This window comes from Microbacterium sp. AR7-10, assembly GCF_001878835.1.
Classification (GTDB): domain Bacteria; phylum Actinomycetota; class Actinomycetes; order Actinomycetales; family Microbacteriaceae; genus Microbacterium; species Microbacterium commune.
This window is the reverse complement of sequence record NZ_MJIR01000044.1, coordinates 52,671-65,229: the sequence shown is the minus strand read 5'-3', so window position 1 is coordinate 65,229 and position 12,559 is coordinate 52,671. Positions and strand designations below refer to the sequence as shown.

The following is a 12,559-nucleotide window of genomic DNA, read 5'->3' as shown; positions in this document are numbered from 1 at the left end:
CCTAGAGGCCGCCTCTGCCACGGGCGGCATCGCGACGGGTAGCGTAGAGGCATGCGTTTCGCCCATCTGCGCGCTCGCGATTCCGAGGACCTGCAGCTCGCCGTCATCGACGGCGCGGAGGCCATCCTCGTCAGCGACCTCCTCTCCCCCGCTCCGCCGACCCTGCAGCAGCTGATCGAGGGCGGCGACGAGCTGCTCGCGCAGCTGCGAGCCGCCTTCGCCTCGGGCGATGCGCCACGGCATCCGGTGTCGGGCATGCGCTTCGGCCCCGCCGTCGTCGCGCCGCCGGTCATCCTCGCCGTCGGCCTGAACTACGCCGCTCATTCGAGCGAGCTGGGCCTCAAGACCGACACCGCCCCCACGGTGTTCACCCTGTGGCCCAACTCGCTCGGCGCGCACGACGAGACGACGTCGTGGCCGCGCGCCCTGAGCGAATCCGTCGACTACGAGGCCGAGCTCGGCGTGATCATCGGCCGTCCCGCCAAAGACCTCACGGTCGACGAGGCGCTCGACGCGGTCTGGGGCTACACGGTCGTCAACGACATCACAGCGCGTGACATCCAGTTCGCGGAGGCGCAGTGGTCGCGATGCAAGTCGTTCGACGGCTTCACCCCGACCGGTCCCGTGGTCGTCACGGCTGATGAGATCCCCGACCCGCAGGACCTGCACATCTGGGCCGTCGTCAACGGGCAGACCGTGCAGGACGCCAGCACGGGGCAGATGGTGCGCAGCGTCGCGACGCTGATCGCGCACCTGTCGTCGTCGGCCACCCTGCAGCCGGGAACCCTGATCTCCACCGGCAGCCCCGGCGGCGCCGGCTACTCGCGCGATCCGCAGATCTTCCTGCGGGACGGCTCCACGGTCACGGTGGGTGTCGACGGGATCGGCGAGCTCACGACGCACTGCCGCACCCTGGGCTGATCCGCGTCGGTCGAACGCGAGAAGAGGCGGATGCCCCAGGGCACCCGCCTCTTCTCGATCTCCGGCGCTACGACTGCGGGAGGTCTTCCGCCGCGATCACGGGAATCGCCGCGGTGACGGTCTCGAGCCCGGACAGGCGCGCCGGCGAGATCTGCTTCATGACCTCTTCGCGCGACATCAGCCCTGCCTCGACGACGAGGTCGGCGACGTTGCGGTTGGTGAGCAGTGCGGTCTTGGCGAGCGCCGCGGATGCCGCGTAGCCGATGAACGGCGTCAGCGCCGTGACGACGCCGACCGATGCGCCCACCATCGCGCCGAGACGCTCGCGGTTCGCGGTGATCCCGTCGACGCAGTTCACCCGCAGCGTCCACATCGCCTGACGCATCCACGTGATCGACTGGAAGATCGAGTGCGCGATGACCGGCTCGAAGGCGTTGAGCTGCAGCTGGCCGCCCTCGACCGCCATCGTCACCGTGACGTCGGCACCCGCGACGGCGAACGCGACCTGGTTGACGGCTTCGGGGATGACGGGGTTGACCTTGCCCGGCATGATGCTGGAGCCGGCCTGCATGGCCGGCAGGTTGATCTCGCCGATACCGGCCTGCGGGCCGGACGAGAGCAGGCGCAGGTCGTTGCAGATCTTCGAGAGCTTGATCGCGTTGCGCTTCAGCGACGACGAGAACGACATGAACGCGCCGGTGTCGCTGGTGGCCTCGACGAGGTCGGTCGCGGTGCTGAGGTCGAGCCCGCTGATCTCGCGCAGGTGCTTCAGCACGGTCGGCGCGTAGTCGGGATGGGTGGTGATCCCGGTGCCGATCGCGGTGGCCCCCATGTTGATTTCGGTCAGCAGCGACGCGTTCTCGGTGAGGCGGCTGTGATCCTCGCCCAGGGTCGTCGCGAAGCCGTGGAACTCCTGGCCGAGGGTCATCGGCACGGCATCCTGCAGCTGGGTGCGGCCGACCTTGAGCACGTCGTGGAACTCGTTCGCCTTGCCGAGGAAGGACGTGCGCAGCAGGTCGAGCTCGTCGAGCAGCGAGACGAGGTTCAGCGAGAGGCCGATCTTCACCGCGGTCGGGTACACGTCGTTCGTGGACTGGCTGCGGTTGGTGTGGTCGATCGGCGAGAGGAAGGCGTAATCGCCCTTCTCCCGACCCGCCATCTCGAGGGCGACGTTGGTGATGACCTCGTTGGCGTTCATGTTGGTCGAGGTGCCGGCCCCGCCCTGGATCACGCCGACGATGAACTGGTCGTGGAACTCGCCGTCGATGACCCGCTGAGACGCGGCGTCGATCAGGTCGGCCTTCTCGGCGTCGAGGACCCCGATCTCCTTGTTCGCGCGAGCGCTGGCCTGCTTGACCATCGCGAGTGCGCGCACCAGATCGGGATACACCGAGATGGGGCGCTTGGTGATGGGGAAGTTCTGCTCGGCACGCAGCGTGTGCACGCCGTAGTAGGCGTCACCCGGGATCTCGATGCTTCCGATCGAATCGGTCTCTGTGCGGGTAACAACAGGCTCAGACGAGGCCATGTCACATCCTTGTGGGTAGTGGCGATCAGGGATTCGGGGGATGGCCCCAGTCTACGACGCTTCAGCGCGGGGGCTTGCGGGAGAACGCCTCGAGTCGCTGCTCCGGCGTGAGGGATGCCATGCGCTGCGCCCACTCGCGGGTGAAGTGATCACCGGTTGGCGCCTCGGCCACCGGCACCACGGTGTGCGTGATCGTGTCGGGGTACACGTGCACCAGCTGGAACGACTGCGCGCCATCCATCCCGTTCACCTCGACGGCGGGACGCGCGACGTTCATCGTGTAGCACGTGGCGGACGCGACGCTGACCGGGATGCCCGCGAACAGGCCATGCGAGGAATAGTGCAGATGACCGGCGAGGACGGCACGCACGTCGCTGCCCCGCAGCACGTCGGCGAGCTCGTCCTGGTGGCGCAGCTCGAGGATGTCGAACAGCGGGATGTGGCTCGGAATCGGAGGATGATGCATGGCCACGATCGTGCCGTGCGGTGCGGGCTCATCCAGCACGTCGCGCAGCCAGTAGAGCTGGGCGGCGTCGAGGTCGCCATGGTGCCAGCCGGGAACGCTCGTGTCCAGGGCCACCAGTCTCAGCCCGCCGAGGTCCCACGCCCCGGTGATCGGCTGCTCGCTGGGCTGGAGACCGAGCAGGTGCTGCCGCAGCGCCGGGCGCTCGTCGTGGTTGCCCGCCACCCATACGACCGGGCAGTCGAGGTCGGCCGCGAGCGGTTCGACCGCGGCTCGCAGGCGGCGATACGCGTCGGGCTCGCCGAGATCGGCGAGGTCGCCGGTGACGACGATCGCCGCCGGATCGCTGCTCGTCGCGCGGATGGCGTCGAGCGTGCGATGGAGGGTGCCGTCGACGTCGAACCGGCCTCCCAGCCGCGCACCGCCGGCGAGCAGGTGCGGATCGCTGATGTGCACGATGACGTGCGACGCCGGGGCGTGGCTGCCGAAGGCGAACGAGGCTGACATGCCACCAGCCTAGAACCGCCCTCTCGGGCGGACGCGTGTCAGTGGCCGACGACGATGAGCAGGATGCCGCCGAGGACGGCCGCGCCGCACACGACGAAGCAGCCGATCGCGGCCGCGAAGGCGAGCGTCTTCTGTCCTTCGCTGAGCGGGCTCTTGCGCGCCGCCTTGGCGGCCTGCTTGGCGGCGCGTCTGATCTCCTTCTCGGAGAGCACGGTGATGGCATCCGTGAACTCCGCGGGGGTGACCACAGGGACGCGCCCTGCCCGCACGAGCATCCGCAGACCCAGCGCGTAGAAGAGGACGATCGTGCCCGCGCCCAGCAGCGCCGCGAGGAACACGCTGACGAAGGCGCCCCAGTCGATGCTCATCGTGCGTCCTCCTGCTCGTCGACGGCGAGATCCCACTCGGCGAGCTTGGCCCGCGCCTTGCGGCTGGCGATCGCGCTCTCCCACTCCTGGGCGGCCTTCTCGGCATCGGCGAACTTCAGCGCGGCCTTGTCGGCCGCGCGCTTCGCCGCCTTGACCTCGGCAGGCGATGCGCCCGCCTTCTTGAGCTTCTTCGCCCGACGCGCGGCACGCTCGGCCTCATCGGCCTTGCGCTCGGCGCGCTCGAGGGCGCGCACGAGCTCCATGCGGCTGGCACGGCGCGTGGGCGCCGGCACCTCGGGGTGGTCCACCGCGAGTCCGGACTCCGCGACGTCGCTCATGGCGTTCGCGGACGTCACCGCGTTGCGACGGGAGTACATGAACAGGCCCACGATGATCACGAGCGCGAGCACCGCGTCGATCGCGACACCCCAGTTGCCGAACCAGATGACCAGCAGGGCGGCGAGGGCGCCGACACCGCCCGCCGCAGGAAGCGTGAGCAGCCAGCCGATCGCGATCCGACCGGCCGTGGCCCAGCGCACCGAGGCGCCGCGCCGGCCGAGGCCGGAGCCGATCACCGATCCCGAGGCGACCTGCGTCGTGGAGAGCGCGAAGCCCAGGGCGCTGGAGGCGAGGATCGTCGCCGCGGTGGAGCTCTCGGCGGCGAAGCCCTGTGCGGGCTTGACCTCGGTGAGGCCCTTGCCGAGGGTGCGGATGATGCGCCATCCGCCGAGGTACGTGCCGAGGGCGATCGTGAACGCGCAGGCGACGATGACCCAGAACTCGGGGTTGTGGTAGTCGGAGCTGTTCGGGTCTCCGGTCTGCCAGCCGATCGTGATCAGCGCCAGGGTGATCACGCCCATCGTCTTCTGCGCGTCGTTTGTGCCGTGCGAGAGCGCGACCAGTGACGAGGTGAAGATCTGGCCCCAGCGGAACCCGGAGCGTCCGTCGGGCTTGCCGTCGTACCGGCGCGTCACCCCGTAGGCCACCTTGGTGGCGATGAACGCGATGATGCCGGCGGTGAGCGGGGCGATCACGGCGGGGAGGATGATCTTCGACAGCACCATCCCGAAGTCGATGCCCGTGGCCCCGACCCCGACGAGGGTCGCGCCGATGAGGCCGCCGAACAGCGCGTGCGACGAGCTGGACGGAAGACCCAGCAGCCAGGTGAGCATGTTCCAGGTGATCGCGCCGATGAGTCCGGCGAAGATCAGCGGGAGGAAGACCTGCGCTCCCATCTGGCTGATCGCGTCCTCGCGGATGATGCCACCGGACACGGTCTTCGCGACCTCGGTCGAGAGGAACGCTCCGACGAGGTTCAGCACCGCGGCGAGGAGCACCGCGGTCTTCGGCTTCAGCGCACCGGTGGCGATGGGTGTGGCCATCGCGTTCGCGGTGTCGTGGAATCCGTTGGTGAAGTCGAAGAAGAGCGCCAGCGCGATGACCAGCACGACGATGAGGGCTGCGGTTTCCACCGGACTCTTTCGTTGGGACTGCCAGGGAGGGGCCGAGAGATCGGCGTGTGACGAACGAAGAGTTCACCGTGGGTTTGTCATCCGTTAAGGACCCGGATGAATCCTCCCACCCTGCCCGGTCGCGGTCAACTCGCCGGGTAGCGTGGCAGGGTGACCGATTCCCGCATCCAGCCGCCCGCGGCGGCCCGCCGCATCACCACGCGCTCCCACCACGGCGACCGCTTCGACGACGCCTACGAGTGGCTCGGGGGCAAGGACGATCCCGAAGTGATCTCGCACCTGGAGGCGGAGAACGCCTACACCGACGCGAGAACCGCTCATCTCGCGGGGCTCCGCGAGACCCTGTTCGAGGAGGTCCGCTCACGGGTGCAGGAGACCGACCTGTCCGTCCCCACGCGACGCGGCGACTGGTGGTTCTACAGCCGCACGGAGGAAGGCGCGCAGTACGGCATCCACTGCCGCACCGCCGCACAGGACGACGACTGGACGCCTCCGGTGCTCGAGCCCGGAGTGCCGGTGCCGGGTGAGGAGGTGCTGCTGGACGGCAACCTCGAAGCAGCCGGACACGAGTTCTTCTCCCTCGGCGCCTTCGATGCCTCCGATGACGGCACCCGACTGCTCTGGTCCGTGGATGCCGAGGGCTCGGAGCTGTACACCGTGCATGTGCGCGACCTGGCATCCGGCGAGATGCTCGACGACGTGATCCCGAACACCGGGCAGGCGTTCTTCACGCCGGACGGCACGGCCGTGCTCTACACGACCCGCGATGAGGCGTGGCGCCCGGACACCCTGTGGCTGCACCGGATCGGAACCCCGGTGCACGACGACGTGCAGCTGTTCCATGAGCCGGACGAGCGATTCTGGATGGGCGCGGGCATCACCCGCAGCCGCCGGTACCTCGTGATCGGCCTGGGCTCGAAGATCACCAGCGAGGAGCTGCTCATCGACATCGCTGAACTGAGCTCCGATCCGCTGAGCGCCCAGGCGCGGGTCGTGTGGCCGCGCCGAGACGGCGTGGAGTACTCGGTCGATCACGCGGTGGTCGACGGGCAGGATCGCCTGCTGATCCTGCACAACGCCGACGCCCTGGACTTCGAGCTCGTCTCGGTGGCGGCATCCGAGCCGCAGGGAGAGCGACGGGTGCTGATCCCGCACCGTCAGGGCAGGCGGATCATCGACGTGGACTGCTTCCGCGACTTCGCCACCGTCGAGTACCGCAGCGAGGGCCTGGTGCGGTCGGCGATCATGGATCTCGCGACGGGTGAGCTCGACGAGGTGGACTTCGACGAACCCCTGTTCGACGCCTACTTCAGCGCCAACCCCGAGTGGCACTCGCCCTTCCTGCGCATGACGTACACATCGTTCGTGACGCCGCCCCAGGTGCTCGACCTCGATGTCGCGACCGGCGAGAAGCACCTGCGCAAGCAGATGGCCGTCCTCGGCGGGTACGACCCGGCCGACTACAGTCAGCAGCGGGTCTGGGCGACGGCGCCCGACGGCACCCTGGTGCCGATCTCGCTCGTGTGGAAGCGCTCGTTCGGCGAGCCCGGTGTCGAGCCGCGCCCCCTCCACCTCTACGGCTACGGATCGTACGAGCACTCGATCGATCCGGGGTTCTCGACCATGCGCCTGTCGATGCTCGATCGCGGTGTGATCTTCGCGGTCGCTCACGTGCGCGGCGGCGGCGAGATGGGCCGACACTGGTACGAGCAGGGCAAGGAGCTGCACAAGCGCAACACCTTCACCGACTTCGTCGCGTGCGCACAGCACCTCGTCGACACCGGCGTGACCGCCCCCGAACGGCTCGTCGCCGAAGGCGGCAGCGCGGGTGGACTGCTCATGGGCGCCGTCGCCAACCTCGCCCCCGACCTGTTCGCCGGCATCCTCGCCGGCGTGCCCTTCGTCGACGCGCTCACCTCCATCCTCGACCCCTCGCTGCCGCTCACCGTGGTCGAGTGGGACGAGTGGGGCGACCCGCTTCACGACCCCGAGGTGTACGCGTACATGAAGTCGTACACGCCGTACGAGAACATCCGCGAGGGTCTCGGCTATCCGCGGATCCTGGCGATGACATCGCTCAACGACACCCGCGTGCTGTACGTCGAGCCGGCCAAGTGGGTTGCGGCTCTGCGTTACGCGGGCGCGCAGGACGTGATAATGAAGTGCGAGATGTCGGCGGGTCACGGCGGCGTCAGCGGACGCTACAACTCCTGGCGCGAGCGCGCGTTCGAGATCGCGTGGATGCTGGACGTGCTCGGCCTGGCCGCCTGACGGACCGGTCGCTCGGGCATCCGACCGGGTGCCCGAGCGTCGTCTGCAGGGTTCAGCCGAACAGCGCGGCCGCTTCGTCGTAGCGGCTGCGCGGCACGGTGTTCAGCTCGCCCAGCGCCTCGGCGAACGGCACCCGGACGATGTCGGTGCCGCGCATGGCCACCATCTGCCCCCAGGCTCCGTCGACGAGGGCGTCGGCGGCGTGCAGGCCGAGTCGGGTCGCGAGGACCCGGTCGAACCCCGACGGGGATCCGCCGCGCTGGATGTGCCCCAGCACAGTCGATCGCGTCTCGATGCCGGTGATCCGCTCGATCTCCGGGGCGAGGATCTCGCTGATCCCGCCCAGGCGGGGGCGGTTGAACGCGTCGAGGCCCTTGTCGCTGTACGCCTCGTCCATGCCCTTGAGCGTGAAGCCCTCCGACACGACGACGAGCGGTGCGCGACCGCGGGCGGCGGCGCTGCTGACCAGCGAGCAGATCTCGTCCATCGACATCGGCACCTCGGGGATGCAGATGACGTGCGCGCCGGCCGCCATCCCGGCGTGCAGGGCGATCCAGCCCACGTGCCGGCCCATGACCTCGGCGACCATGCAGCGCTGGTGCGAGTCCCCGGTCGTGCGCAGGCGGTCCATCGCGTCGGTCGCGATGTTGACGGCGGTGTCGAAGCCGAACGAGTAGTCGGTCGCGCGCAGATCGTTGTCGATCGTCTTCGGCACGCCGAGCACGTTGATGCCGTCCTTGGCCAGACGGTCGGCGGCCGCGAGGGTCCCCTCGCCGCCGATCGCGACGATGCCGTCGATCCGGTGACCGTACAGGGTCTTGGCGATGTTCTCGGCTCCGCCGCGCGTGCCCTCGTACGGGTTGGTGCGGCTCGTACCGAGGATCGTGCCGCCGACCTTCGACAGGCCCTTCACCTCGTGGCGGGTCAGGGGGAAGAAGTCACCGTCGACGACGCCTCGCCAGCCGTCGCGGATTCCGACGAACTCGAGATCGTACGTCGTGGTGCCCTTGAGCACGATGCCGCGGATGACCGCGTTGAGGCCGGGGCAGTCGCCGCCGCTGGTGAGGATGCCGATCTTCATGCTGCTGCCTTCGTGCGTCAGGGGAACGGGTAGAAGAGGCGACACTGCCCGTTCTCGACCCTAGCGCCCCTCGGTGTCGAAAAGCCATTCCGCACGCGCGAAAACGAATGATCTTGCCAGCACTGTGGCCGCGATGCGGGATTCTTGGGCGGACCTCCGCAGAACAGACGAATGCGGGCGCTAAGAATCAAAGTTCTTAACGCCCGCATCGGAGTGCACGGCCCTAGGAGCCGAGAGCCTCCCGCAGCAGGTGCATCAGCGCGGCCATCTGCACCGACTCGCCCGGCTCCTCGACGACGGCCTCACCGTCGAGGGCACGCGCGGCGAGCCCCTGCTTCTGGTCGATCAGCTCGGCGATCTTCGTGTCGATCGTGTGCGCGGCGATGATGCGCCACGCGGTGACCGGCTCATCCTGGCCGATCCGGTGCACGCGGTCGATCGCCTGGGTCTGCTCGGCCGCGGTCCAGCTCAGCTCTGCGAGCACGACGTTCGAGGCGACCTGCAGATTCACGCCGACTCCGGCTGCGGTGAGCGAGCACACCGCGACACCCACCTCGGGGTCGGTGTTGAACGCATCGATCGCCTGCTGACGCACGGGCGTGGTCTGGTCCCCTCGGATCGACACCGACCTGATCCCCGCTGCGGCGAAGTGCGCCTCGGCCTGATCCATCACGTCGATGTGCTTCGCGAAGAACACGACCTTTCCGACCGACCGCTGCAGCTGCGCGGCGTAGTCTGCGGCCAGCAGCGCCTTCGCCTGCCCGATCCTGCGCACCATGGTGAACACGTTGTCACCACCCGCTCCGGCGGCCTTCGACTCCTCGAGCTCGTTGTGCGCGACCAGACGCACGATGTCCTCGTCGATCTGGGTCGACGCGGCCGGGCCGTGCGCAGCCGTGCGGGCTTCGACGATCCGGCGGTACTTCGCGGCCATCCGCTCACCCAGCTCACGCTCCGCCGCCCGGATGCCGCGGCCGAACTCGTCGTCCAGCTGCACCGGCAGATCGGCGATGAGCTTGTCGGGCAGGTCCGCGGCGACATCCTTCTTCTTCCGCCGCACGATGCCCATCGAGATCACGGCTTCGCGCGCCTCGGCGTAGAAGGACTTATCGGCAGGAGTCAGACCCGTGGCATCCAGCTTCGCCATCAGCTCCGGCTCGGGCTTCTCACCGTTCGTCCAGCCGAGGAAGCGCCAGATCGCGTCGAAGTCCTCGACGTCGTTGATCAGCGGGGTTCCCGTCAGAGCGAGCATCAGCGGCTTGCGCTCCCGGTCGCGGATGCGGGCCGCGAGGGCCAGCACGTTCTGCGAGCGCTGCGACGACAGGTTCTTGATGAAGTGCGCCTCGTCGACGACCATGCCCTTCAGGCCGATCGAGCCGAGCCACGACAGGTGCCGGTCGAGGATCTCGTAGTTGACGATGAAGACGTCCGCGAACGCGTCGATGTCGGTGCCGTCGCCCTGGATGACGGCGGCGCGACGCTGCGGCGTCCACCGCTCGACCTCGCGCGCCCAGTTCATCTTGACCACGTTCGGCACGACGACGAGCAGAGGGTAGGCGTTCGCGACCGAGGCGGCGAGCACCGACTGCGCGGTCTTGCCCAGGCCCGGCTCGTCGGCGAGCAGGAAGCTGCGATGCCCGGAGCGCACCGCCTCGACGAAGCGAGACTGGTGCACCATGACCTCGCGGCCCTTGGGCGAGATGTGGTCGTACTCGGGCGTCGGGGGCAGGTCCATCGTCGCCGCTCCCCCGCCGGCGCCGGATTCGAACGCCTTGTACAGCGGCCCCATCAGCTCCCACCCGTCGAGCCGCCGGCGTGGCACGGCCGCGGGCCGGGGGGTGAGGTCGGGGGCGAGGAACGGCGAAGCCAGCAGACGCGACTCGATCGACGGCGGGGTGACCTGCTTCTCGGCGAGAGCGGCCGGGACCACCGGGGTCTGCACGATCGGCGCGATGTCGGTGATCACCAGCTCCTCGGGTGCCAGCTCGGCCCCCGACTCCAGCAGCCAGTCGCGACGCATCCGCTTCGCGACGGGCGATGTGGCCTGGTCGGCTTCGAGCAGCTGGATCAGCGAGGTGTCGCGGGCGGCCGTCTTCGCGAGGATCGTGGCGACTCCGTCGAGCCGCTTGAGCAGCTCCGCGCGGGCGGCGTCGGTCACCTCAGGGTCGGCCTTCACCCTGGCGCGCTCCTCGCGCACCAGGAAAGCGATCACCTGGAACTTCACCCGGTTGGTCGGGCCCAGCTTGGCCCGCTGGGCCTTGGCCTCGATCTCGCGCACCTTGCGCGCGAGGATCGGGATCAGCGGCGCCTCTTCATCTCGACGGGACGTCTTCTTTCGCCGCTGGGCGGCGGTCGCCGTGCTCGGCATGCTCCTCCTGAGCGTGAGTGCCGAAGTGCCGAAGCGGCCTTCGGTTCGTTGCTGTCATCCGCGTGTGGCGCCAGCCAGGACCGTGCGGATCTCGGTGCTCGGCTGCACGCATACTGCGGCTGTCGACGAGCACTGCTAAGAGTTTAGGCCATCCGGCCCTCTCCGACCCAGATGATACGGCGAGTCGCCTGCCGGATCAAGCGATGCCGAGTCGCTCACGGGCGACCGACACGTCATCCGCCATCTGCGCGATGAGCGCATCCATCCCCTCGAACGCCACCATCCCGCGCAGGTGGTCGGTGAACTCGACGGTCACGCGATGCCCGTACAGATCGAGTCCGGTCTCGTCGAGCACGTGCGCCTCCACCTGGCGGCGCTCGACGTCGTCGAACGTGGGATTGGTGCCTACCGAGATCGCGGCGGGATGGCGGATGCCCGTGGCGTGGTCGTGCAGCCAGCCCGCGTACACTCCGTCGGCCGGGGCCAGGGCGTCGATCATCTCCGACAGGTTGGCGGTCGGGAACCCGAGCTCGCGGCCGCGCTTGAGTCCGTGCACGACCTCGCCGCTCACGGTGACCGGCCGACCGAGCACGCTCGCCGCCTGCGCGACGTCGCCCGCGGCGAGCAGCTCGCGCACCCACGTCGACGACACCCGGCGGCCACCGCCTTCGGGAGTGACGTCGTCGACCACGTCGACGGTGAAGCCGTGCTGCGGACCGAGTCTGTGCAGCAGGTCCGGATCGCCCGCACCTCCCCGGCCGAAGCGGAAGTCCCGGCCGACGAGGATCATGGCCGCGTGCAGGGAGTCGACCAGGATGTCGCAGACGAAGTCCTCCGCCGGCAGGGATGCCAGCGCGCGGTCGAATGTCAGCACGAGCGTCGCGTCGAGATCGAGTTCTCCGAGGAGCTCGACCTTGCGCTCGGTGCCGACGACGTTCTCCGGGCACAGCTCGGGGCGCAGCACCTCGAGCGGATTGCGGTCGAAGGTCACGGCGACCGTGCGGGCGCCGATGGCGCGGGCGTCCTCCCGCATCCGCTCGATGACGGCTCGGTGTCCGACGTGCACGCCGTCGAACTTGCCGATCGCCACGACGCAGGGACCGAAGTCGGCAGGAACCTCAGCCGGATCACGGAAGACGATCATGCGGCCTCCGCCTGCGGGCGGTGCGTGCGCAGCCACCACAGGCCGAACACCGGCAGCACGAGCGGCACGAAGAGGTAGCCCATGCCGAAGTACGACCAGACACTGTCGTGGCCGAACAGCGACGGCGCCAGCAGGCTGAGCGCGCCGACCACGAGCACGCCGGTCAGCTCGAACACGATCGCCACCCAGGCGACCGTGTACCAGCCGCGCCGGCGGGCGAGCACCAGGGCGAGCGTCGCCAGGATGTACACCGCTGCCGCGAGCGCCGAGAGGCTGTACGCGAGGGGTGCCTCATCGAAGCGGCGGACGATCTGGACGAAGCTGCGACCGATGGCCGCCAGCGCCATCACGGCGTAGACGATGACGAGAACTCGGCCGATGCCCGTCATCCGGGCGCGCGAAACGGTGTGGGACATTGCGTCGTCCATCTTACGCG

General features: G+C 69.0%; 10 protein-coding genes. 2 read left to right on the top strand and 8 right to left on the bottom strand.

What is annotated here, in order from left to right:
* Nucleotides 1-51 precede the first annotated feature (51 nt).
* Nucleotides 52-921 (top strand): fumarylacetoacetate hydrolase family protein, encoded by an 870-nt coding sequence (locus BFN01_RS05450; protein ID WP_071642310.1) that lies wholly within the window; start codon nt 52-54, stop codon nt 919-921.
* Between the two features lie 67 nt (nt 922-988).
* Here BFN01_RS05450 and BFN01_RS05445 read toward each other — a convergent pair whose 3' ends face one another.
* The 4 genes from BFN01_RS05445 to BFN01_RS05430 form a co-directional block, all read right to left on the bottom strand.
* Entirely contained in the window at nt 989-2,449 is a 1,461-nt protein-coding gene (locus BFN01_RS05445; protein ID WP_071642308.1) for an aspartate ammonia-lyase, read from the bottom strand.
* A gap of 61 nt (nt 2,450-2,510) precedes the next feature.
* Nucleotides 2,511-3,419, bottom strand: coding sequence for a phosphodiesterase (locus BFN01_RS05440; protein WP_071642306.1), 909 nt, complete (start codon nt 3,417-3,419; stop codon nt 2,511-2,513).
* A 38-nt stretch (nt 3,420-3,457) separates the two neighbouring features.
* Nucleotides 3,458-3,787 (bottom strand): peptidase, encoded by a 330-nt coding sequence (locus tag BFN01_RS05435; protein ID WP_071642304.1) that lies wholly within the window; start codon nt 3,785-3,787, stop codon nt 3,458-3,460.
* A complete protein-coding gene (locus tag BFN01_RS05430) occupies nt 3,784-5,259 on the bottom strand; it encodes an inorganic phosphate transporter (protein ID WP_083428659.1) in 1,476 nt (491 codons plus the stop codon). The genes BFN01_RS05435 and BFN01_RS05430 overlap by 4 nt, the downstream gene beginning before the upstream one ends.
* Before the next feature lie 150 nt (nt 5,260-5,409).
* Between BFN01_RS05430 and BFN01_RS05425 the strand changes: the two genes are divergently transcribed.
* The gene (locus BFN01_RS05425; RefSeq protein ID WP_256221036.1) at nt 5,410-7,530 is read left to right on the top strand and encodes a S9 family peptidase; all 2,121 of its coding nucleotides are present in this window, start codon (nt 5,410-5,412) and stop codon (nt 7,528-7,530) included.
* A gap of 52 nt (nt 7,531-7,582) precedes the next feature.
* Here BFN01_RS05425 and BFN01_RS05420 read toward each other — a convergent pair whose 3' ends face one another.
* The 4 genes from BFN01_RS05420 to BFN01_RS05405 form a co-directional block, all read right to left on the bottom strand.
* On the bottom strand, nt 7,583-8,611 hold the full coding sequence (locus BFN01_RS05420; RefSeq protein ID WP_071642302.1) for an ATP-dependent 6-phosphofructokinase: 1,029 nt from the start codon (nt 8,609-8,611) through the stop codon (nt 7,583-7,585).
* Between the two features lie 223 nt (nt 8,612-8,834).
* The gene (locus BFN01_RS05415; protein WP_071642300.1) at nt 8,835-10,979 is read right to left on the bottom strand and encodes a DEAD/DEAH box helicase; all 2,145 of its coding nucleotides are present in this window, start codon (nt 10,977-10,979) and stop codon (nt 8,835-8,837) included.
* A 196-nt stretch (nt 10,980-11,175) separates the two neighbouring features.
* On the bottom strand, nt 11,176-12,123 hold the full coding sequence (locus BFN01_RS05410) for a bifunctional riboflavin kinase/FAD synthetase (protein ID WP_071642298.1): 948 nt from the start codon (nt 12,121-12,123) through the stop codon (nt 11,176-11,178).
* Nucleotides 12,120-12,512 (bottom strand): hypothetical protein, encoded by a 393-nt coding sequence (locus BFN01_RS05405; RefSeq protein WP_177243809.1) that lies wholly within the window; start codon nt 12,510-12,512, stop codon nt 12,120-12,122. Before BFN01_RS05405 ends, BFN01_RS05410 begins: the two co-directional genes overlap by 4 nt.
* Between the last annotated feature and the right edge of the window lie 47 nt (nt 12,513-12,559).

What these genes read in the sequence shown, in the direction of transcription:
- BFN01_RS05440 (WP_071642306.1), bottom strand. Translation starts at nt 3,419, where the DNA reads ATGTCAGCCTCGTTCGCCTTCGGCAGCCACGCCCCGGCGTCGCACGTC.
- BFN01_RS05405 (WP_177243809.1), bottom strand. Translation starts at nt 12,512, where the DNA reads ATGACGGGCATCGGCCGAGTTCTCGTCATCGTCTACGCCGTGATGGCG.
- BFN01_RS05415 (WP_071642300.1), bottom strand. Translation starts at nt 10,979, where the DNA reads ATGCCGAGCACGGCGACCGCCGCCCAGCGGCGAAAGAAGACGTCCCGT.
- BFN01_RS05445 (WP_071642308.1), bottom strand. Translation starts at nt 2,449, where the DNA reads ATGGCCTCGTCTGAGCCTGTTGTTACCCGCACAGAGACCGATTCGATC.
- BFN01_RS05435 (WP_071642304.1), bottom strand. Translation starts at nt 3,787, where the DNA reads ATGAGCATCGACTGGGGCGCCTTCGTCAGCGTGTTCCTCGCGGCGCTG.
- BFN01_RS05420 (WP_071642302.1), bottom strand. Translation starts at nt 8,611, where the DNA reads ATGAAGATCGGCATCCTCACCAGCGGCGGCGACTGCCCCGGCCTCAAC.
- BFN01_RS05450 (WP_071642310.1), top strand. Translation starts at nt 52, where the DNA reads ATGCGTTTCGCCCATCTGCGCGCTCGCGATTCCGAGGACCTGCAGCTC.
- BFN01_RS05410 (WP_071642298.1), bottom strand. Translation starts at nt 12,123, where the DNA reads ATGATCGTCTTCCGTGATCCGGCTGAGGTTCCTGCCGACTTCGGTCCC.